Origin of the sequence: Maribacter zhoushanensis, assembly GCF_029350975.1 — a bacterium.
GTDB classification, from domain to species: domain Bacteria; phylum Bacteroidota; class Bacteroidia; order Flavobacteriales; family Flavobacteriaceae; genus Maribacter; species Maribacter zhoushanensis.
This window is the reverse complement of sequence record NZ_JARKMR010000008.1, coordinates 81,706-102,617: the sequence shown is the minus strand read 5'-3', so window position 1 is coordinate 102,617 and position 20,912 is coordinate 81,706. Positions and strand designations below refer to the sequence as shown.

The 20,912-nt window shown below is 34.7% G+C and carries 21 protein-coding genes; 13 read left to right on the top strand and 8 right to left on the bottom strand.

The annotated features are described in order from the left end of the window. The first annotated feature begins 46 nt into the window (after window positions 1-46). The 9 genes from porV to PXD56_RS17455 all read left to right on the top strand — a co-directional run bounded on the left by porV (window position 47) and on the right by PXD56_RS17455 (window position 9,600). Window positions 47-1,192 (top strand): type IX secretion system outer membrane channel protein PorV, encoded by a 1,146-nt coding sequence (gene porV / locus PXD56_RS17495; protein ID WP_276494620.1) that lies wholly within the window; start codon window positions 47-49, stop codon window positions 1,190-1,192. Between the two features lie 125 nt (window positions 1,193-1,317). Beyond that, window positions 1,318-1,806, top strand: a complete 489-nt coding sequence (gene cdd, locus PXD56_RS17490) for a cytidine deaminase (RefSeq protein WP_338088471.1) — start codon at window positions 1,318-1,320, stop codon at window positions 1,804-1,806. A 188-nt stretch (window positions 1,807-1,994) separates the two neighbouring features. Further along, window positions 1,995-2,993, top strand: a complete 999-nt coding sequence (gene pdhA / locus PXD56_RS17485; protein ID WP_276494619.1) for a pyruvate dehydrogenase (acetyl-transferring) E1 component subunit alpha — start codon at window positions 1,995-1,997, stop codon at window positions 2,991-2,993. A 4-nt stretch (window positions 2,994-2,997) separates the two neighbouring features. Further along, entirely contained in the window at window positions 2,998-4,638 is a 1,641-nt protein-coding gene (locus PXD56_RS17480; RefSeq protein ID WP_276494618.1) for a pyruvate dehydrogenase complex dihydrolipoamide acetyltransferase, read from the top strand. An 86-nt stretch (window positions 4,639-4,724) separates the two neighbouring features. After that, complete coding sequence (locus PXD56_RS17475; protein ID WP_276494617.1) at window positions 4,725-5,762, top strand: M28 family metallopeptidase; 1,038 nt, start codon at window positions 4,725-4,727, stop codon at window positions 5,760-5,762. After that, a complete protein-coding gene (locus tag PXD56_RS17470; RefSeq protein WP_276494616.1) occupies window positions 5,762-6,442 on the top strand; it encodes an SDR family NAD(P)-dependent oxidoreductase in 681 nt (226 codons plus the stop codon). Before PXD56_RS17475 ends, PXD56_RS17470 begins: the two co-directional genes overlap by 1 nt. Before the next feature lie 2 nt (window positions 6,443-6,444). Further along, window positions 6,445-7,047: a SprT-like domain-containing protein gene (locus tag PXD56_RS17465; protein WP_276494615.1), complete on the top strand. Its 603-nt coding sequence runs from the start codon at window positions 6,445-6,447 to the stop codon at window positions 7,045-7,047. 1 nt (window position 7,048) lies between these two features. After that, window positions 7,049-8,128, top strand: coding sequence for a mannose-1-phosphate guanylyltransferase (locus PXD56_RS17460; RefSeq protein WP_276494614.1), 1,080 nt, complete (start codon window positions 7,049-7,051; stop codon window positions 8,126-8,128). 2 nt (window positions 8,129-8,130) lie between these two features. Then, window positions 8,131-9,600 (top strand): DUF389 domain-containing protein, encoded by a 1,470-nt coding sequence (locus tag PXD56_RS17455; RefSeq protein ID WP_276494613.1) that lies wholly within the window; start codon window positions 8,131-8,133, stop codon window positions 9,598-9,600. Here the strand turns inward: PXD56_RS17455 and PXD56_RS17450 are convergent. Both PXD56_RS17450 and PXD56_RS17445 read right to left on the bottom strand, forming a co-directional pair. Further along, window positions 9,597-10,364 (bottom strand): ABC transporter ATP-binding protein, encoded by a 768-nt coding sequence (locus PXD56_RS17450; RefSeq protein ID WP_276494612.1) that lies wholly within the window; start codon window positions 10,362-10,364, stop codon window positions 9,597-9,599. The two genes, PXD56_RS17455 and PXD56_RS17450, sit on opposite strands and share 4 nt — an antisense overlap. After that, window positions 10,364-11,101: an MlaE family ABC transporter permease gene (locus PXD56_RS17445; protein WP_276494611.1), complete on the bottom strand. Its 738-nt coding sequence runs from the start codon at window positions 11,099-11,101 to the stop codon at window positions 10,364-10,366. Before PXD56_RS17445 ends, PXD56_RS17450 begins: the two co-directional genes overlap by 1 nt. Window positions 11,102-11,212: 111 nt before the next feature. On the opposite strand from PXD56_RS17445, the gene pafA reads away from it, so the two are divergent. After that, a complete protein-coding gene (gene pafA / locus PXD56_RS17440; RefSeq protein ID WP_276494610.1) occupies window positions 11,213-12,886 on the top strand; it encodes an alkaline phosphatase PafA in 1,674 nt (557 codons plus the stop codon). A 1-nt stretch (window position 12,887) separates the two neighbouring features. Continuing rightward, window positions 12,888-13,676 (top strand): glutamate racemase, encoded by a 789-nt coding sequence (murI, locus tag PXD56_RS17435; protein ID WP_276494609.1) that lies wholly within the window; start codon window positions 12,888-12,890, stop codon window positions 13,674-13,676. On the opposite strand, the gene PXD56_RS17430 is transcribed toward murI, so the two are convergent. Continuing rightward, window positions 13,663-14,163, bottom strand: a complete 501-nt coding sequence (locus PXD56_RS17430) for a dihydrofolate reductase (protein WP_276494642.1) — start codon at window positions 14,161-14,163, stop codon at window positions 13,663-13,665. The genes murI and PXD56_RS17430 overlap by 14 nt on opposite strands. 11 nt (window positions 14,164-14,174) lie before the next feature. Continuing rightward, the gene (locus tag PXD56_RS17425; RefSeq protein ID WP_276494608.1) at window positions 14,175-14,576 is read right to left on the bottom strand and encodes a 2TM domain-containing protein; all 402 of its coding nucleotides are present in this window, start codon (window positions 14,574-14,576) and stop codon (window positions 14,175-14,177) included. Window positions 14,577-14,630: 54 nt separating this feature from the next. Here PXD56_RS17425 and PXD56_RS17420 point away from each other — a divergent pair, with 54 nt between their 5' ends. After that, a complete protein-coding gene (locus PXD56_RS17420) occupies window positions 14,631-15,716 on the top strand; it encodes an aminotransferase class V-fold PLP-dependent enzyme (RefSeq protein WP_276494607.1) in 1,086 nt (361 codons plus the stop codon). 148 nt (window positions 15,717-15,864) lie between these two features. Then, complete coding sequence (locus tag PXD56_RS17415) at window positions 15,865-16,161, top strand: isoamylase early set domain-containing protein (RefSeq protein ID WP_036156349.1); 297 nt, start codon at window positions 15,865-15,867, stop codon at window positions 16,159-16,161. A 72-nt stretch (window positions 16,162-16,233) separates the two neighbouring features. Here the strand turns inward: PXD56_RS17415 and egtD are convergent, their stop codons facing one another. The 4 genes from egtD to PXD56_RS17395 all read right to left on the bottom strand — a co-directional run bounded on the left by egtD (window position 16,234) and on the right by PXD56_RS17395 (window position 20,903). Continuing rightward, the gene (egtD, locus tag PXD56_RS17410; protein ID WP_276494606.1) at window positions 16,234-17,202 is read right to left on the bottom strand and encodes an L-histidine N(alpha)-methyltransferase; all 969 of its coding nucleotides are present in this window, start codon (window positions 17,200-17,202) and stop codon (window positions 16,234-16,236) included. Window positions 17,203-17,218: 16 nt separating this feature from the next. Continuing rightward, the gene (egtB, locus tag PXD56_RS17405; RefSeq protein WP_276494605.1) at window positions 17,219-18,379 is read right to left on the bottom strand and encodes an ergothioneine biosynthesis protein EgtB; all 1,161 of its coding nucleotides are present in this window, start codon (window positions 18,377-18,379) and stop codon (window positions 17,219-17,221) included. Window positions 18,380-18,450: 71 nt separating this feature from the next. After that, on the bottom strand, window positions 18,451-19,275 hold the full coding sequence (locus PXD56_RS17400) for a thymidylate synthase (protein WP_276494604.1): 825 nt from the start codon (window positions 19,273-19,275) through the stop codon (window positions 18,451-18,453). 167 nt (window positions 19,276-19,442) lie between these two features. Then, complete coding sequence (locus PXD56_RS17395) at window positions 19,443-20,903, bottom strand: NupC/NupG family nucleoside CNT transporter (RefSeq protein WP_420828456.1); 1,461 nt, start codon at window positions 20,901-20,903, stop codon at window positions 19,443-19,445. Between the last annotated feature and the right edge of the window lie 9 nt (window positions 20,904-20,912).

Here is a 20,912-nt window from a genome sequence, read left to right as displayed (position 1 = left end):
ATTTAAAAGGTATATTTCATTCTTATTACTAAATGAATTAATTCTGATGCGAAAAATTTCAATAGTTTTCTTTGTATTAATTATAGGTAAGGTTTTTGCGCAAGATGATCAGCGTGTTATTACCACGGCAGTACCATTTTTAACGATTGCGGCAGATGCAAGGTCTGCGGGTATGGGCGATATAGGTGTTGCAACGTCAACAGATGCTTTTTCTCAACAATGGAACCCTGCTAAATTTGCTTTTGCAGAGCAACAAATGGGTATTGGTGTAAGTTATACTCCATATTTAGAGAGTATAATCACTGATATTTCATTGTTGAACGCTAGTTTTTATAATAAGCTGAATGACCAGAGTGCATTTGCCGTTAGTTTAAGATATTTTACATTAGGTGAGATTGAGCTTAGGCAGTCTATTGATGATCAAGGAACTACAGTTAAACCCAATGAGTTGGCTTTGGATGGTTCGTACTCTTTAAAGTTAAGCCCGACTTTTTCTATGGCTGTTGGAGGAAGATTTATTAGTTCCAATTTAAAATTCCCTGATACAAACGTAGATTCTCAAGCTGCGAATTCATTTGCTGTAGATATAGCCGGTTATTATAGGTCACGTGAAATAGCATATAATAATTTTGATGGTAGATGGAGGGGTGGTTTTAACCTTTCAAATATTGGGGGTAAAATACAATATGATGCTGGCGGACAAGAAAACTTTTTACCTAGTAAGTTAAGTGTCGGTGGTGGTTTTGATTTCATTCTAGATCAAGACAATGTAATCGGTATAACTACAGAATTTACAAAATTGTTGGTGCCAACACCTCAAGATTATGATGGTGATGGTGAGATAACTTCAGCTGATAATGATATTTATCAGAATGAAAGTGGATTCAGTGGCATATTTAATTCTTTTACTGATGCTCCAGATGGTTTTAGTGAAGAGCTAAAAGAGTTTACTTGGGCTTTAGGGGCAGAGTATACGTATCAAGATGCCTTTATGCTTAGAACAGGTTATTTTAATGAAAGTGAGGAGAAAGGGTCTAGAAAGTTTTTTACACTTGGTGCAGGTTTTAAGTTTAAAGCGGCACAGGTAGATTTATCATATTTATTCTCAACATCTCAAGTAAGAAATCCATTAGAAAATACATTACGTTTTTCTCTTACCTTTAATTTAGGAGAAGAGTATTATAATGATTAAACAAAATTGATAATTATAGATAAAAAAACCTGCTTAATGCAGGTTTTTTTATGCTCCTACTTTTTTTAAGTTCAATTATTATTAGCATCAGATATATATTTGTAGATTGAAAACAAAATAATAATATGATTAGCCAAAAGAAAATAAGCTTTGATATTACAGTGTATGATTCGTTTAGTGAACTAAATAATGATAATCAGAATTTAATGTCGGCAGCTGTAAAAGCTAGAAATAGAGCTTATGCTCCGTATTCCAGTTTTAATGTCGGAGCATCTGTTTTATTAGAGAATGGCGAAATTATAGAAGGTAACAATCAGGAAAATGCATCATATCCTTCTGGGTTGTGTGCAGAACGGGTGGCGGTTTTTTATGCAGGTGCAAAATATCCGGGTATGAAAATTAAGGCGATTGCAATAACTGCAGCATCCATAAATCATGAAGTAAATGAACCTGCGGCACCATGTGGTAATTGTAGACAGGCAATTTCTGAGTATGAATTTAGACAGCAAGAACCTATTAAGATTCTATTAATGGGAGAGACAGGTAGTATAATAGAATGTAATTCTTTGGCAGATTTATTGCCACTTGGCTTTAATAGTAGTTTTTTAAATTAGGAAAACCTGCAAAAAGTAGTGTAAATAAACACTTTATGTACTTTATTTGTTAAGCATATAATTTCTGGATGGATTTGCTACTATTATTTTTATCGATTCATTTATATGTGTATTTTTGCTTTTCTTGGATACCTAGGTCATATTATCTCGGTTGTCTTATAAAAATATTAAACCTTTAGTTAAAATTGATGAAAAAAATCACCAAGGAAACGTATTTGAAGTGGTATGCAGACATGCTATTTTGGAGAAAGTTTGAGGATAAATTGGCTGCTGTATATATTCAGCAAAAGGTAAGAGGGTTTTTACATTTGTATAATGGGCAAGAAGCTGTTTTGGCTGGTGCTCTTCATGCAATGGATTTAACCAAAGATCGTATGATTACTGCCTATAGAAACCACGTTCAACCAATTGGTATGGGTGTTGACCCTAAGATGGTTATGGCGGAACTTTATGGTAAGGTGACAGGTACTTCTAAAGGTATGGGTGGGTCCATGCATATCTTTTCTAAGGAACATCGCTTTCATGGAGGTCACGGTATTGTTGGGGGGCAAATTCCTCTAGGTGCTGGTATGGCTTTTGGTGATAAGTATGCGGGTAGAGATAACGTTACCTTGTGTTACATGGGTGATGGTGCTGTAAGACAAGGGTCTTTGCATGAGACTTTTAACTTAGCTATGTTATGGCAATTGCCTGTTGTCTTTATTTGTGAAAATAACGGTTATGCTATGGGAACTTCGGTAGAAAGAACATCTTTTTCTACAGAAATTTGGAAGCTAGGTTTAGGTTATGAGATGCCTTGTGGACCAGTAGATGGTATGAATCCTGTAACTGTAGCGCAAGAAATGAGTAAAGCTATAGAAAGAGCACGTAGTGGTGGCGGACCAACTTTTCTTGAAATGAAGACTTATAGATATAGAGGTCATTCAATGTCAGATGCCCAGCATTACAGAACCAAAGATGAGGTTGAAGAATACAAGAAGATTGATCCAATTACTCAGGTTTTGGATATAATCAAAGAAAATAATTATGCAACTGAAGATGAAATCAAGGATATTGACAAGAATGTCAAAGTCATGGTTAAGGAATGTGAAAAGTTTGCAGAAGAATCAGATTATCCACCGGTAAACCAACTATATGATATGGTTTACGAACAAGAGGATTTTCCATTTGTTCAACATAAATTATAATTAGATGGCTATAGTAGTAAACATGCCCCGCTTAAGTGATACCATGGAAGAAGGTACCGTAGCTAAATGGTTAAAAAGCGTTGGCGATAAAATAGAAGAAGGAGATATATTGGCAGAAATCGAAACTGATAAAGCGACGATGGAATTCGAATCTTTCAATGAAGGTACTTTGTTACACATTGGTGTTCAAGAAGGAGATACTGCGCCTGTTGATGTTCTTTTAGCAATTATTGGTGACGAGGGTGAAGATATTTCTGCATTAATTAGTGGCGGTGGTGCATCGGCATCGGCAGAGGAGTCTGCTGAAGAAACTGTTGTCGAAGATTCTTCTAATGATAGTGAAGAGCAAGGTTCTGGTGAAATTCCTGAGGGAGTTGAAATCGTAAAGATGCCTCGTTTAAGTGATACCATGGAAGAAGGTACCGTGGCTAGTTGGTTAAAGAAAGTTGGTGATGATGTTGAGGAAGGAGATATTCTTGCTGAGATAGAAACAGATAAGGCTACAATGGAATTTGAGTCTTTTTACAATGGTAAATTATTATACATAGGTATACAAGAAGGCGAATCTTCTCCGGTAGATGCAGTTTTGGCTGTCATTGGTCCTGAAGGAACGGATGTAGATGCTGTTTTGAGCAATAAGTCTGGTGGAAGCAAAAAGAGTTCTACGACTGAAGCTAAAAAAGAAGAGAAAAAACCTGCAGAAGAATCTGAGAAAAAAGAAGTTTCTAAATCTGTTAGTAATGGTGAACGCATTTTTGCATCTCCATTGGCTAAAAAAATAGCAGCGGATAAAGGTATAGATTTGGCTAATGTTTCCGGTTCTGGAGATAATGGTAGAATCACTAAAAAAGATATAGAAAATTATACGCCAAGTGCGGCTGCGGCTCCTGTTGCTTCAACAACTGTAAAAGCAGATAATGCTATAGCTTCTCAACCGGTCTCTATGGCTTTGCCATCTGGTGAAGAAGGTACGGAAGAGGTTAAGAATTCTAATATGCGCAAGGCTATTGCCAAAGCATTGGGTAATTCTAAATTTAACGCACCACATTTCTATCTTACCATTGAGGTAGATATGGATAACGCAAAAGCTTCACGTGCGCAAATAAATAGTTTGCCTGACACCAAAGTATCATTTAATGATATGGTGTTGAAAGCTTGTGCAATGGCACTTAAAAAGCATCCACAGGTAAATACAACTTGGAGTGCCGATACTACCATATTCCATAAGCATATTCATATGGGTGTTGCTGTAGCGGTAGATGAAGGTTTAGTTGTACCAGTTGTAAAACATGCTGACTTATTGGGCTTAACACAAATAGGTAGTGCTGTAAAAGATTTAGCTGGTAAAGCTAGAAACAAGAAAATTGCTCCGTCAGAAATGCAGGGTAGTACATTTACCGTTTCTAATTTAGGTATGTTCGGTATTCTTGAGTTTACAAGTATTATCAATCAGCCAAATTCTGCTATACTTTCGGTTGGTGCAATTGTTGAGAAACCAGTTGTTAAAAATGGTGAAATTGTAGTAGGTAATACTATGAAATTGACGCTAGCTTGTGATCATAGAACAGTAGATGGTGCTGTAGGAGCACAATTCCTTCAGACATTAAGATATTTTGTTGAAAATCCTGTTACTATGTTAGCATAGAACACTGATTTTAAAATAGAATTAGAAAAGCATCCTTTCATCGGGATGCTTTTTTTTATCTTTATATTTTCAAATGAAATGAGATAATGAAACATATATATGTAGCTTTTTTTAGTTTTTTACTTTTAAGTTGTGGTAGCACAAAAGTTGATCAGTCTACGGTATTGAACCCCACAAATCCAAAAGGTGTAAAAGGTTCGGTTCTACCTACATCCAAAGATGTACCATTAGAAAGTGTAAAGTCAAAAGTATCTGCCAAGGCATCATCAATTGATATAGAAAAAACCATGACTTTCTTGACTTCAGATGAATTGGAGGGAAGGGATACTGGTAGTGACGGAATTGCAAGAGCTGCAGATTTTATTCAAAATGTATTTAAGAACAATAATATTCTACCTTATTTTGAATCATATAAGGATACATTAGAAAATTATAGTGATGGGGTGGCTTATAATGTAGTAGGGTATTTGCCTGGTACAGATGTAGAATTAAAAAATGAGTTTGTTGTTATTGGTGCACATTATGACCATATCGGTTTAATTAGTGGAAACGGAGATGATACTATAGCAAATGGAGCTAATGACAATGCATCAGGTACTACTGCGGTTTTAGAATTTGCTAAATACTTTGGTAGACAAAAAAACAATAAAAGAAGTATAATCTTCGCCCTTTTTACAGCAGAAGAAAAAGGATTGGTAGGCTCTAAGTATTTGGCTAAAAAATTAAAAGATCAAAATATTGATTTGTATACGATGCTAAATTTTGAAATGGTTGGTGTGCCAATGCAAGACAAAGATCATAGTTTGTATTTAACTGGTTATGAATTATCTAATCTAGCTGAAATCAGTAATGGCTATGCTGACAAAAAATTGGTAGGATTTCTTCCAAAGGCAAAGGAATTTAATTTATTTAGACGTTCTGATAATGCGCCATTCCATGATGAATTTAATGTGCCGTCACAAACCTTTAGTTCTTTTGATTTCACCAACTTTGGAGAGTACCATAAAGTAGGAGATGAAGCATCATTGATGGATTATGAATTTATGGCTAAAATTGTAAATGAATCTGTGCCAATGCTAGAAGGTATTGTTAATGCACCGGTAAAAGAAGTAAAGTATAACTAATGGAGTACATCATTGTAACTGGTACTAGTAGGGGAATAGGGTTTGAGCTAAGCAAATTATTAGCTGACGCCGGGTATATGGTTTTAGCCCTATCTAGGAATGAAGAGCCGATCAAGAATCTTAATCATAAAAATATTGAAACATTTTCATTTGATGTTTCAGCTAAAGAAAGTAGAGATGGTCTTTCTAAGTTTTTAAAAGATAAAAATGCTAAAGTTTTAGCACTTATAAATAACGCGGGTAAACTGATTAATAAGCCATTTCTAGAACTAACGGAAGAGGAATTTAAGGCGGTATATGATGTAAATGTATTTGGTGTAGCTGCTATGACAAGACTGGTAATTCCGTTCATGAATAAAACTGGGCATGTATTAACTATAAGTTCTATGGGTGGTATACAGGGTAGTGCTAAGTTTCCAGGACTTTCAGCCTACAGTTCAAGTAAAGGAGCAGTGTTGACGTTAACAGAATTACTTGCAGAAGAATTTAAAGAAACGGGTCCGTCATTTAACGCTTTGGCTTTAGGTGCCGTACAAACAGAAATGTTAGAAGAAGCATTTCCGGGTTATGAAGCTCCGGTAAGTGCAAAAGAAATGGCAGAGTATGTAATGGATTTTGCCTTAAAAGGGCAGAAAATGTATAACGGTAAAATTTTGCAGGTTAGTAGTAGTACACCATAATAATGCAGCAAACATTAGCCAAATATCTTCCAGAATTAGCGGTTAGTCCTTGTTTTGAACTAATTAAGGATAGTCAGGTGCATTTAAAAATTGTTAATGAAAGGGTAACTAGGCATGGAGATTATAGAAGAAGAAAAGATGGTAATCATCAAATTACGGTAAACGCTTCTTTAAATAAATACAGGTTCTTAATTACTTTAATACATGAAATAGCTCATTTAATAGCATTTGAGAAGTATGGACGCAATATTAAGCCGCATGGCTTAGAATGGAAAAAAACATTTCAATATTTAATGCTTCCGTTTATTAGACCAGAGATATTCCCTTCTCAACTATTGCCATTATTAGCTAGACATTTTAAAAATCCTAAAGCAAGTAGTAGTACTGATGCTCAGTTATCTATTGCTTTAAAACAATTCGATGAACAACAATCGGAAAAAACTTACGTTTACGAATTACCAATAGGGTGTGTTTTTCGCATCTATAATGGGAAATTATTTAAAAAAGGAAATAAACGAACCAAGCGTTATGAGTGTATAGAAATATCTACAGGAAGGATGTTTTTATTTCAACCAAATGCTGAAGTAGAATTAATAAAAAGCTGACATGAATAAAAATTATTATGCCGTTTTAATGGCAGGAGGAGTAGGGTCAAGATTCTGGCCAATAAGTACAAGTGAAAATCCAAAACAATTTCATGATATGTTGGGTACAGGTGATACCCTTATTCAGAAAACGTTTCAAAGGTTAAATAAATTTGTACCTACCGAGAATATTTTAATTCTTACCAATGAACGTTATAATGATTTAGTGTTAGAGCAATTGCCAATGGTGAAGCAAGAACAGGTAGTTCTTGAGCCTGCAATGAGAAATACAGCACCTTGTATTTTATATGCTGCTATGAAAATTCAGAAGATGAATGAAGATGCGGTTATGATTGTGGCACCAAGTGATCATTGGATTGAAGATGAGGATGCCTTTGCAAAAGATGTTACGGCGTGTTTTAAAAAATGTGAAACAGAAGATGTTTTATGTACATTAGGTATTAAGCCTTCTTTTCCTAATACAGGGTTTGGTTATATAGAGTCTAATAAAGCAGATACAGCCTCAATTAAAAAAGTAAATCAGTTTAGAGAAAAACCTGATTATGAAACTGCCAAAGATTTTCTTGCTCAAGGTAATTTCTTGTGGAATGCAGGAATTTTTATGTGGAGTGCAAAAACTATTGTCAATGCATTTCAAAATTTTCAACCTAAACAATATGCGTTATTCAGAGATGGTTTAGTATGCTATAATACAGACGATGAAAAGAAATTTATCTCTGAGAATTATCCAAAGGCTGAAAATATTTCTATTGATTATGCAATTTTGGAGAACTCAAAAGCTATCTACGTTAAAGAGGCTACTTTTGATTGGAACGATTTAGGTACTTGGGGTTCATTATATGATAAGTTGGACAAAGATGATAACAAAAATGCTATTGTAAATGCGAAAGTATTAACGCAAGACGCTAGTGGTAACATGATAAGGTCCAAAGCCGGTAAGGTTGTAGTTGTAGATGGATTAAATGATTATATTATAGTTGATAAAGATGAAGTGCTTTTAATTTATCCTAAAACTAAAGAGCAAGATATTAAACAGGTTTTAAATAAGGTAAAAGATACCTTTGGTGATGAATTCGCTTAAATATGGAGAACAATCTTAATCAAGATAATATTGCCCCTACTAGTAATGAAGGTGGAGGTAGTGAAGAAGTAAAGAAAGATTTTCAAGGTCTTTTAGGTAGTGTGAAAAAGTTTCTTTCTGAGCTGTTGGATATTAGAACCAATACAGATCAGCAAGCAACTAAAGAAGCTATTATTGCTGATATACCTTTTAAGGGGCATACTTCTTGGATTTTGATTTGTTCCATTTTTATTGCATCCATTGGTCTTAATGCCAATTCTACAGCTGTAGTAATTGGTGCCATGTTAATATCGCCACTAATGGGACCTATTCTAGGAATAGGGATGTCTGTGGCAATCAATGATATAGATACTTTAAAAAGATCATTAAAGAACTTTGCGGTAATGGTGGTACTCAGTGTCATTACCGCATATTTATTCTATCGCTTTTTCCCTTTAAGGGATGAGTCTTCTGAACTTTTAGCTAGAACTGAACCAGATATTAGAGATGTTTTAATAGCATTTTTTGGTGGTTTGGCATTGGTAATAGCCCGTGCTAAAAAAGGTACCATAGCCAGTGTTATTTTTGGTGTTGCAATTGCAACGGCATTAATGCCGCCTTTATGTACTGTAGGATTTGGTTTAGCTATTGGAAACTGGGAGTATGCTAGGGGTGCAATGTACTTGTTTATTATCAATACTATTTTTATAGCCTTGGCGACCTTTTTGGTGATAAAGCTCTTGAAATTCCCTATGGTTCGTTACGTGAATTCGCAACGAAGAAAATTAATAGCTAGGTTAGCTTCTTTATTGGCTGTATTGGTAATGATACCTGCAGGATTTACATTTTACAATGTATTTAAAAAATCATTGTTCAATAGGGATGCAGAAGCTTTTATTACAGAAAAAATACAGCCATATCAATTTACTGGAGAAGGTAAATTTTTAAGAGATTTTAGTGAGGTGGTTTATGATGATGAAGGTAATTCTAAAATAGAATTGTTTTTTATGGGTAACGAAGGTATACCTGAAAATGTAATTGCCACGTGGCGTACACAAATGGCAGATTATAAACAATTAAACGGTACTGAGCTTGCTGTTGTTCAAGGTTCTAGAAGCGATGAGGCAAATGAACTTAAATATGTAAATGAGTTATATGAATCTCAGAAAAGTATATTGACCAGTAAAGATGAGAAAATACAGGTTCTAGAAACTGAGTTAATGCGTCTAAATCAAATTTCATCAAATCAAATTCCATTTCAAGAAATTAGTCTTGAAGCAAAGACCAATTATGAAAATTTAGATCGAATAGGTTATGCTTATTTAATTTCAACAGATTTTACGAAGACAGATAGTATTCCGTTGTTTGAGGTAACCTGGAAAAAGGAAGCTAAGAGAGCCGAAACCGTTAAGGATATGGCTAAACTACAAGAATGGCTGAGACTTAGATTGAGTAATGAGAAAATTCAAATAAAGGAAATGCCTGAAGACTAATTTTGTTCTTGTATATACATTTGGCGTACCTTCTTGAAAAGGTCAGATGAATACACAAAATTAGTTACAGCTTCATTATCGGTTTTAAAGATTTCGTTCTTAGTACCTTCCCATTCTAAAAGTCCGTCCTTTAGAAATATAATTTTTTCCCCAATTTGCATTACAGAGTTCATGTCATGCGTATTTATGACCGTGGTAATATTGTATTCTTCGGTGATTTCTTTAATCAGGTCATCAATAACAATCGCAGTTTTTGGGTCTAAACCAGAATTTGGTTCATCACAAAAAAGATATTTCGGATTCATAACTATAGCTCGCGCAATAGCTACACGTTTTTGCATACCACCAGAAATCTCCGATGGGAACTTATGATGGGCATCTATTAGTTTCACTCTTTTAAGAACAGCATCTACGCGTTCTTTCATTTCAGATTTAGATTGCTTGGTAAACATCTCTAAAGGAAACATGACATTGCCTTCCACAGTCATACTATCAAAAAGGGCGCTGCCTTGGAATACCATACCCATTTCTTGTCTTAAATCGCGCTTTTCATCATCGGTATGTTCAGAGTATAGTTTGCCATCGTAGGCAATACCACCTTCTTCTGGTTCAAAAAGACCTAGTAAACATTTTAGAAAAACGGTTTTACCGGATCCACTTTGTCCAATAACTAAATTTGTCTTTCCTTTTTCAAAAGTGGTGGTTATGCCCTTAAGAATATGAGCATCGCCAAAAGATTTATGTATGTCTCGTACCTCTATCATTATCCTAGTAAAAGTTGAGTTAAAATATAATTAAGAATGATAATTACAACACTCGTCCAAACGAATGAAGTTGTACTTGCTTTACCAACTTCTAGTGCTCCGCCTTTCATATAAAAACCATGAAAAGAAGGAATGGTAGCAATAACAAAGGCAAAAATTAAGGTTTTTACGAACGCGTATGCTATATGAAAAGGAACAAAATCTGATTGTAGCCCGGTGATAAAATCTTCACTGGTCAAAAATCCTCCAAATACTCCGGCCATCCATCCACCAAATATTCCTACATACATAGAAATTGCAATGGCAAAGGGATAGAATAACATGGCAATAATTTTAGGGAATACTAAATAGTTCAATGAGTTTACGCCCATGACCTCTAAAGCATCTATTTGCTCTGTAACACGCATTGTACCAATACTAGAAGTAATATAGGATCCTACTTTACCTGCCATTATAATAGAAACGAAAGTTGGTGCAAACTCTAAAATAACCGACTGGCGCGTTGCAAAACCGATGAGGTCTCTTGGTATTAACGGGTTGGTAAGGTTAAGTGCTGTTTGTATGGCTACAACGGCACCAATAAAAAAGGAAATAAAAATAATAATACCTAATGAGCTAAAAATCAACTCATCTATTTCCTTGAGTATAAGTGACTTCATTATTCTCCATTTGGTTGGTTTTTTGAAAACCTCACGGATCATAATTGCATAGCTTCCTACAGATGCTAAATAGTTCATTTATTAAAAATAAAATTCTTACGGTAAAAATAACAATAAAGGACTTGATTTAACCTCCGTTTAATCTTTAAAGGTGTAAATTATTTACATTTGTGCTACAATCCTATCTCAATGAAAATGAAAAATTATTTTGTTGCTTCTTTGTTTGTAAGCACGATGTTATTTGTAAGTGTTTTAAGCGCACAAAAGAAAAATAAGGAAAATACCAATGACAACCTTTTAAGGGTCAAGCCTAAATTGGTAGTAGGTATTGTAGTGGATCAAATGCGTTATGATTATTTAACTCGTTTTTATAATCATTTTGGTAATGATGGTTTTAAAAGGCTTGTTGAGCAAGGTTTTAATTGTAAGAATAATCATTTCAACTACGCCCCAACAAGTACAGGGCCTGGGCATACATCGGTATATACTGGTACTACGCCTGCAGTACATGGTATTATTGGTAACAATTGGTATGATAAGGAAACAGATGCTAGTGTATATTGCGCAAGTGATGATACTTTTACTTCTGTTGGTACCACTGCAGATGCCGGTAAAATGTCCCCTCATCGTATGGGTGTTACCACTATAACCGATGAAGTTCGTTTAAGTAACCAAATGAAAGGAAAGACGATTGCTATTGCCTTGAAGGATAGAGGCGCTGTATTGCCAGGTGGTCATACAGCTAACGCTGCATACTGGTTTCATGGTGCAGATGAAGGTAATTGGATAACAAGTTCATTTTATATGACACAATTGCCTAAATGGGTAAATGATTTCAATTCATCAGGTACAGCGCAATCATATAAGAAAGTATGGAATACTTTAAAGGATATAAAAGAGTATAAAGAGAGTGGAACGGATAATAATTTATTTGAAGGAAAATTTGATGGAGAAACCTCAACCTCATTTCCTCATAACCCTGCAGAACTTTTAGATAAGAATAAGAGTTTTGATATCATTAAGGCTACACCTTATGGAAATTCATTAACGGCCGATTTTGCTATAGAAGCTTTGAAACAAGAAAATTTGGGTAAAGATGATATTACAGATTTTCTTGCAGTAAGTTTTTCTAGTACAGATTATGTTGGTCATATGTACGGGGTAAATTCTAAGGAAATTCAAGATACTTATTTAAGGTTAGATGCAGATTTAGAAAGATTGTTTAAAGCATTGGATAAGCAAATAGGTGAAGGTGAGTATACCTTATTTTTAACCGCAGATCATGGCGCTGTTGAAGTACCAACGTATTTAAAGAGTGAAAAAATACCATCTGGTTATATAGATACGGCTGCAAATAAGAAGAGATTGAACGAGTTTTTACAGTATAAATATGGTACAGAGGATATCATTAAGAACTATTCTAATAATCAAATATTCTTAGATCATAAAATTGTAAAAAATCTAGATCTTAGTTTGGCAGAGGTTCAAGTGGAAATAGCACAAGAAGTTTTAGGTTATGATGCTATTGATAGAGTATATACGGCAAATCAAATGTGGAGTAATGTCTACACTTCTGGTATTCCACATATTTTACAGAACGGTTATAACCAAAAGAGATCTGGTGATGTATTGGTGGTTTTAAAACCAGGATATATTTCTTACAGTACTACAGGGTCTACTCATGGATCGCCTCAAATTTATGATACACATGCGCCATTGTTATTTTATGGAAAGGGCATAAAGTCAGGTTCAACTATTAATAGAACAGAGATTCCTGATATTGCACCAACCATTTCGGCATTGTTAGGTATATCTTTTCCTAATGGAACAACAGGTAAACCTATAACAGAGGTGATAAAATAATATGGATGATAAGCGTATAGGTATTTTTGATTCAGGCATTGGTGGAACATCTATTTGGGGAGAGATTCAAGAGCTTTTGCCTTTTGAAGAATGTATTTATTTGGCAGATAGTAAGAATGCCCCATATGGTGAAAAACCGGCAGAACAAATATTGGCGCTTAGCATAAAGAATACAGAATACTTGTTAAGTCAAGGTTGTAAATTAATAGTCGTTGCCTGTAATACGGCAACGACAAATGCAATAGACTACTTACGATCAAATTATGATGTGCCTTTTATTGGTATAGAACCGGCTATAAAACCAGCTGCTATAAATACAAGATCTAAAATAGTTGGAGTGCTAGCTACAAAAGGTACTTTGTCTAGTAGTTTGTTTCATAGTACTTCTAAAAATCACACAGAGGGTATTACCGTATTAGAACAGCGTGGCACTGGTCTGGTTGAAATGATAGAAAGTGGTAATTTGGATAGTGAAGATTTGTATCGTCTTTTAGAGCGTTACATTACGCCTATGCTTGAGAAGGGAATGGATTATCTTGTATTAGGCTGTACGCATTATCCATACTTAATACCGTTGTTGAAAAAAATGTTGCCAGAGAACGTTACTATTATAGATTCTGGTCAGGCAGTGGCAAGACAAACGAAATCAGTGTTGGAGCATAATGACTTATTGACTAGTTCTGCAGTAATGGGCGCGCATCAATTTTTTACTAATGGCGATGAAAATGTGCTAGCCACAATTTTACAATCGGTCAAAGCAAAACATTCGGTAACCTTTAAAGATTTTTAAGAGCCATTTCTTTTTTTACATAAGTTAAATAGGTGAAAGATAGCTTATGCTTTTCATCTGTTGGGTGAAATTCTTGTTTCGTCAGCATCCAATAATTCTCGTCTATATCAGGAAAGAACGTATCGGCATCTTCAAAAGAACCATGAACTCTGGTAAGCTCAATTTTGTCAGATTCCTTTTCACCTTGTTTATATATCTCTCCGCCACCAATTATAAATGCAATCTCATTGTCAACCAAATCTATGGCTTCTTCAAGAGAATGAACCACTATACATTCATCGAATTCTACAGTGTAGTCCTTGTCTCTTGTAATAATAATATGTGTTCTATTTGGTAGTGGCTTTGGAAAACTTTCATATGTTTTTCTACCCATAATAATTTTATGACCAGATGTTAGTTTTTTAAACCTTTTAAAATCATCTGGTAAATGCCAAAGTAGATCATTGTCTTTACCTAATGCATTATTTTCTGAGGCGGCGGCTATCATTATAAGTGTTCTCAAAGTAATTTTTTTTTAGGTTCTTCCTCAATTGATACCTGAGGTGTTATTTCCTGTTCAATTTCTTTTTCCATTTCGGCAATACGTTTCTTTTGTTTCTCTACCAATCTTTCTCGTTGAGCGCGCTCCCAGTCGTTACCCATGAATTTGTTAGTGACAAAAACATTGAAAATATGAAGAACAAATAAAAAGCCCCAAAAGGTAATTGCCCAAACGAACCAATTATATTCTTGTCCGTATTTTAATATTTTATTGATTAGAACCAAGAAGACGCTACCAACCAAAAAGACTACAAAATGGGTGTAAAGATGTTTCTTTTGTTTCACTCTTTTTTGAGCGTTCTCCAACAGCTCATGCTGTTCTAAATCTAATTTGGAGGTATTTTTATTTCTAGAAAACATACTCTTCCTATCTTTGGTATAAAGATACAGCAATTGTAGTATACCCTATAACCAATGGAAAAAATTAGAAAAGAATTCCCCGTTTTACGAAAAGGTATTTATGCGAACACCGCAGTGTATGGTTTGCTATATGATTCGTTATTAGAATGGCGACAAGAGCACGATTTAGATTTTTTGATAGATGGTAGCGACATGCGCGAACAATCTTTAAAGGTAATTTCAGATACACGCTCTACCGTTGGTAGGTTTTTTAATTGTAAACGAGAGAATGTTGCACTGGTAAGTAATTTTTCATCAGGTCTAAATATTTTGTTAGAAGGGTTGAGTGCAACTAAAAAAGTACTACTTGTTAAAAATGATTACCCTTCCCTTAATTGGAGTTTTGAGAATAGAGATTTTGAAGTGTCTTATATAGAACAGACTACTGATTTAGAAGAGCGGATTAAAGAAAAAATAACAACCCAAAAAATTGATGTTCTAGCTTTGAGCCTGGTGCAGTGGTTAGACGGATTTGCAATTGATTTAGATTTCTTGAAGGAGTTAAAAAAGGAGAATCCAAATTTAATTATCATGGTAGATGGCACACAGTTTTGTGGTAGTACTAGTTTCGATTTTGATAATTCTGGAATTGACGTTCTAGGGGCAAGCGCGTATAAATGGCTATTGGCAGGTTATGGTAATGGTTTTATGTTGTTCTCAAATCAAGTTAAGAATGAATTTACCATAAATAACATAGGTTTTAATGCGGCAGACGGTGATTTTGATAAAAAGAATGACATTAGGTTTGCCAAAAAGTTTGAACCTGGTCATTTATCATCATTGATTTTTGGAAGCTTGAAATATTCTATTGATTTTTTTGAAAGAATAGGGATGGATAAGATTACGGCACGTAATCGAAAATTGGGAGAGAAAGCAAAATCTGAATTTGAAAAATTAGGGTTGCTAACTGATGAGATTGTAAATAGAAAACAGCATAGTACCATTTTTAATATAAAGGCAGATAGTGTTGTTTTTCAAAAATTAAAAGATAACGATGTTTTCTGTGCGCAACGTGGTGATGGAGTTCGGTTAAGTTTTCATTTCTATAATACGGAAGCAGAGATAGATGCCATTGTTAAAATTTTGAAAACAGATAGATAGCTATTCCTAATAAGATAATTTTGCACGAAAATATTTTGTAGTGTATCTATAAAAAGGGTAAATATTACGGATTTGATAAAAATGCCTTAAGTCTTGTAAATGAGTGTTTTATTGTGCTAGTTTTGCTTTAAATATTAAACTTAAGATCATGGCAATTGCAAAAAAATATTTAAAGACTAAGCCAGTATGTAAGGTTACTTTTACTGTGCCTACAGACGATGCAAAGAAAGTAGCTGTAGTAGGTGATTTCAATAATTGGAATGCTAAAAAAAGCGCACTAAAAAAACAAAAGAACGGTACCTTTAAAGGAACATTTGATCTTCCTAAAGAGAATTCTTTTGAGTTTAAATATATTGTTGATGGTGAATATGTAAATGATGGTGAGGCTGATCGTTACCAATGGAATGATTTCGCTGGTTCTGAAAATGCGGTATTAGAATTGTAGAATAATTATACCAATATAAAAAGCCTGCTATTTTTACTAGCAGGCTTTTTTATGCAATTCATTGAAGTAAAATCAAGACTTTTTAAACACACAATTTTTATATCCGTGTGCTTTAGATTCGTATTCGGTCGTCATTTTTAAGCCAGATTCATTGGCTAACCAAGAAATTATTTCATCATCATATTTTTGCGAAATTTCTGTGTGTATGGTTTCCCATTGGTTGAAATGAACGTCTAAATCTAATTTTTCAACTCGCACACGTTGTTGAATTTTTGATACTAAATAGCTTTTAGCAGATCCCGTTTCTGGGTTGTAAACTTCCCAATGTAAAAATTGATCTAGGTCAAAATTTGCGTTCAGTTCTGTATTTATTCTGGTAAGTACATTTTTGTTGAAGGCAGCGGTAACACCTTCTTGATCGTTATAGGCATCTAATATGGTCTGTGGATTTTTCTTTTGATCAAAACCCATAAAAAGTAAGTCGTTGGGTTGCATTAGATTCTGAATTTTATTCATAAAACCAACTGCTTGATCGTGTTCTAAGTTGCCAATATTAGATCCTAGGAATAATATGATTTTTCTATTCTTACGGTTATTAATTTCTTTTAGAGCTTCAAAGTAAGTGCCTTGAAAAGGTTGAACGTTAATTTTTGGTAGTTCTTTTTCAATAGAATTATGAAGTTGGCTTAAGGCATTCTGGCTTATGTCTATAGGTACATAGGTGAAATCTATATTCTTATCACTAAATTCCTTAAGTAGAATTTTAGTTTTTTTACCATCTCCTGCTCCAAGTTCAATTAAATCAAAAGATCCAAAACCGGTGAACAAATCAGTAATTTCTTCTTTGTTGTTTTTTAGTATTTCATACTCACAATCAGTTAGATAGTACGTAGGCATTGCCATGATATCTTGAAAAAGTTTATCACCTTTTTTGTCGTAGAAATATTTTGAAGAGAGGTGTTTAGGGGAATCTGTCAATCCAGAATAAACTTCTTTTTCAAATTCAGTTGAAACAACCGGTACTATTTTAGTGTCTTGCATAATTAGTATGTCGTAATTATTTAGCTAACCTTATTCCGGTAAACTGCCATTTTAAGTCTGTTGGAAAAAAATTGCGATAAGTATGTCTTGCATGTTTATTAGGTGTGGCTATAGAACTTCCTCTAAGAACTTTTTGGTTGACCATGAACTTGCCGTTGTATTCACCTAAAGCACCATCTACTTTTTTATAGTTAGGGTAGGGTAGATAGGCACTTTCTGTCCATTCCCACCGTTGTCCCCAATTAAAAAGATTTTGTGCCGCTTCCCACTCAAATTCAGTAGGTAGGCGAACTCCTTTGTATTGCGCGTAGGCAAATGCTTCAAAATAAGAAATATGGGTAACAGGAGCCGCTAATTCAACTTCTATTAATCCGTTTAGGCTATAATAATGCCAAATTCCATCAATTTCATGCCAATATAATGGAGCGTTTACCTGATTTTGCTGAACCCAATCCCATCCGGCTGCATGCCAAAGGTCAAATCGTTTGTATCCGTCAGATTTTATAAATTCAATATATTCTTCATTAGTAACAAGTTTGTTCGATATTTGATAATCATGAAGGTATACTTTGTGTCTTCCTAGTTCATTATCAAAACAGAAATCGGTAGAATCGTGACCTATTTCATAAATACCTTCGCTCATAGAAATCCAGTTTTGCGGGTCTTTTTCAATAGTAAATTCTTGAAAATTGTCAGAGTATTTTGGCAATAATGGATTGTTGCCTAAAATATATTTAATGTCTGTTAGTAGTAATTCTTGATGTTGTTTTTCGTGGTGAATTCCTATTTCAAGAACTTCTAGTAGTGTTGCGTTTTTGGTAGTTTCTAGCAACTTATTCATTGCTTTAGTCACATAGCTGCGGTATTCATAGACCTTTTTTACAGACGGTCTGGAAAGGTTGCCACGATCGGCGCGCACAACACGTTTACCTACAGTTTCATAATAACTATTAAAAACGAATGAAAAATCTTCATCAAACACCTGATAAGACTTATCGTAATTTTTTAGAATGAATTCTTCAAAAAACCAAGTAGTATGACCCAAGTGCCATTTTGGAGGAGAGGCGTCTATGATAGGTTGTACCACATAATCTTCAATTTCAAGAGGTTTGCAAATGACCTCGGTATGCTCTCTAGTTTCTAGAAAGAAATCTATGAGCGTATCAGTACTGACCATGATAACAATTTTATTGAAAGATAAATAAAATTGAGTTATGGCGTTTAATCCGATAAATTTTGAAATTGATGCTAAACAGCTACTTTCCCTTTTATATGAGGATGCGGATTATAATCTACCAATTCAAAATCTTCGAACTTGAAATCAAAAATATCTTTTACATCAGGGTTTATTTTCATTTTTGGCAAAGCTCTAGGTTCTCTGCTTAATTGCAATTCAACCTGCTCCATATGGTTGTTGTAGATATGTGCATCACCAAAAGTATGAATGAAATCACCTGCTTCATAACCGCAAACCTGCGCCATCATCATGGTGAACAATGCGTAAGAGGCAATATTAAATGGAACGCCTAAAAAGATATCTGCGCTACGTTGGTATAATTGGCAAGACAATTTACCGTCCGCGACATAAAATTGAAAGAAAGCGTGACAAGGCGGTAAGGCAGCTTTGCCGTTAGCTACGTTCTCTGAAAAAGATTTGGAAGTGTCTGGTAAAACGCTTGGGTTCCAAGCGGATACTAACATCCTTCTACTATTAGGGTTCGTTTTTAAAGAATGAATAACTTCTTTAATTTGGTCAATTTCATCATCGTTCCAATTGCGCCATTGATGACCGTAAACCGGACCAAGATCTCCATTTTCATCTGCCCATTCGTTCCAAATACGAACACCGTTTTCCTGTAAATAGTTAATATTTGTATCACCTTTTAAAAACCATAGTAGTTCATATACTATAGATTTTAAATGTAATTTTTTGGTGGTCACCATAGGAAAGCCTTTGCTGAGGTCAAAACGCATTTGATATCCAAAAACACTTTTAGTTCCGGTTCCTGTGCGGTCACCTTTTTGGTTTCCTTCAGCTAATACGTGATTAAGTAAGTCGTGGTATTGTTTCATAAGAATAGAGCTCCTTAGGTCCTTTGCATAGAACTTTTGCGGAGTAATAATTTTTGTTGTTTCAAAAATAAAGAAAGATGATATTTAAAACAGAGGAATAACTTCTCAGTTATCAATAATTATCAACGAAATAGTAAGTGTTTCCCTTTTGGGGGCTAGGGGGCTTTTTATCCTAAAATCATACCGGCAATTGTAGCTGAAAGTAATGAGGCTAATGAACCGCCTAAAACGGCCTTCATCCCAAATTCTGATAAAGTCTTTCTTTGCCCTGGAGCAAGGGAGCCAATGCCGCCAATTTGAATACCTATAGAAGCAAAGTTTGCAAAGCCACATAACATATAGGTAGCCATAATAACCGATTTGTTAAACTTTAAATGTGGTAAGGTACTTAGGTTTTTAAGTTCTGCCAATTGAATATATCCTACAAATTCGCTCGCTACCAATTTAATACCAAGTAATTGCCCCATAAGCATAATGTCCTCATTGGCTACGCCAATTAACCACATTAAAGGAGCGAATACGGTTCCTAAAATTGCTTCAAGAGAGAATTTAGAATAAGAGGTGTTGTCGGCTATCCAGGTATTTAGGTGTGTTAAATCTCCTGTCCACTCTAAAATTCCGTTTACCATAGCTATGATAGCAACGAAAACTAACAACATTGCCCCAACGTTAACTGCAAGTTTAAGACCTTCTGTAGTTCCGTTTGCAATAGCGTCTAGCACATTGGCGCCAATTTTTTCAGAAGACACATGAACGTCACTATTTACTTCTTCGGTTTGTGGATATAGTATCTTGGAAATTACAATGGCTCCTGGGGCGGCCATAACAGATGCGGCTAGTAGATGTTTCGCAAAAACTAATTGCAGCAATTCATCTTCACCTCCTAAGAATCCTATGTAGGCAGCCAATACAGCACCGGCAACCGTTGCCATACCTCCAATCATGACCAATAGAATTTCTGATTTGGTCATTTTTTCCAAGTATGCTTTAATTAAAAGGGGAGCTTCTGTTTGTCCAAGAAATATATTTCCTGCAACAGAAAGGCTTTCAGGTCCTGAAATACCCAATGTTTTCGAAAGTGCCCAAGCAAGCCATTTTACCACTTTTTGAATTAATCCTAAGTAAAATAACAAAGAGGTTAAAGCGGAGAAAAATATGATTGTTGGTAGAACTTGAAAGGCAAAAATATATCCAAAAGTACCAGTATCTACTACTAAACCTTCAAAAAGGAATTTACTACCTGCGCGGGTGAACTCTAGAATACTAACAAATATTTTTCCTATTTGCTCAAAAACCAATTGTACAAAAGGGATTTTAAGAACACCTATAGCGATTACTAATTGCAATGCTAGACCTATACCAACTGTTTTCCAATTAATGGCTTTTCTGTTGGAACTAAATAGAAATGCTAAAAATAACAAGACTGCCATGCCAAGAATACCTCTACCCAGACTATTGATAGAAAAACCCTCACTGGTTTCCATACCCATGGAACCAGCAGTAGCTACATTTTCTGCCAAAGTAGTATCAGCGGTATTTTCTAAAGGAATGTTTACATCTACGTCTTGAGCAAAAGTAATTGTAGCAAGAATTAGTGCAAAAAATAGCAACCATTTGCCCTTTTTCATAAACTGTAA

Coding starts and splice junctions, on each gene's coding strand:
- PXD56_RS17420 (WP_276494607.1), top strand. CDS start 14,631: ATGGAAAAAATTAGAAAAGAATTCCCCGTTTTACGAAAAGGTATTTAT.
- PXD56_RS17400 (WP_276494604.1), bottom strand. CDS start 19,275: ATGAAACAATACCACGACTTACTTAATCACGTATTAGCTGAAGGAAAC.
- PXD56_RS17455 (WP_276494613.1), top strand. CDS start 8,131: ATGGAGAACAATCTTAATCAAGATAATATTGCCCCTACTAGTAATGAA.
- PXD56_RS17445 (WP_276494611.1), bottom strand. CDS start 11,101: ATGAACTATTTAGCATCTGTAGGAAGCTATGCAATTATGATCCGTGAG.
- PXD56_RS17480 (WP_276494618.1), top strand. CDS start 2,998: ATGGCTATAGTAGTAAACATGCCCCGCTTAAGTGATACCATGGAAGAA.
- PXD56_RS17415 (WP_036156349.1), top strand. CDS start 15,865: ATGGCAATTGCAAAAAAATATTTAAAGACTAAGCCAGTATGTAAGGTT.
- pafA (WP_276494610.1), top strand. CDS start 11,213: ATGAAAATGAAAAATTATTTTGTTGCTTCTTTGTTTGTAAGCACGATG.
- cdd (WP_338088471.1), top strand. CDS start 1,318: ATGATTAGCCAAAAGAAAATAAGCTTTGATATTACAGTGTATGATTCG.
- PXD56_RS17475 (WP_276494617.1), top strand. CDS start 4,725: ATGAAACATATATATGTAGCTTTTTTTAGTTTTTTACTTTTAAGTTGT.
- porV (WP_276494620.1), top strand. CDS start 47: ATGCGAAAAATTTCAATAGTTTTCTTTGTATTAATTATAGGTAAGGTT.
- PXD56_RS17450 (WP_276494612.1), bottom strand. CDS start 10,364: ATGATAGAGGTACGAGACATACATAAATCTTTTGGCGATGCTCATATT.
- pdhA (WP_276494619.1), top strand. CDS start 1,995: ATGAAAAAAATCACCAAGGAAACGTATTTGAAGTGGTATGCAGACATG.
- PXD56_RS17395 (WP_420828456.1), bottom strand. CDS start 20,903: ATGAAAAAGGGCAAATGGTTGCTATTTTTTGCACTAATTCTTGCTACA.
- PXD56_RS17425 (WP_276494608.1), bottom strand. CDS start 14,576: ATGTTTTCTAGAAATAAAAATACCTCCAAATTAGATTTAGAACAGCAT.
- PXD56_RS17465 (WP_276494615.1), top strand. CDS start 6,445: ATGCAGCAAACATTAGCCAAATATCTTCCAGAATTAGCGGTTAGTCCT.
- egtB (WP_276494605.1), bottom strand. CDS start 18,379: ATGGTCAGTACTGATACGCTCATAGATTTCTTTCTAGAAACTAGAGAG.
- PXD56_RS17470 (WP_276494616.1), top strand. CDS start 5,762: ATGGAGTACATCATTGTAACTGGTACTAGTAGGGGAATAGGGTTTGAG.
- egtD (WP_276494606.1), bottom strand. CDS start 17,202: ATGCAAGACACTAAAATAGTACCGGTTGTTTCAACTGAATTTGAAAAA.
- PXD56_RS17460 (WP_276494614.1), top strand. CDS start 7,049: ATGAATAAAAATTATTATGCCGTTTTAATGGCAGGAGGAGTAGGGTCA.
- PXD56_RS17430 (WP_276494642.1), bottom strand. CDS start 14,163: ATGATAGCCGCCGCCTCAGAAAATAATGCATTAGGTAAAGACAATGAT.
- murI (WP_276494609.1), top strand. CDS start 12,888: ATGGATGATAAGCGTATAGGTATTTTTGATTCAGGCATTGGTGGAACA.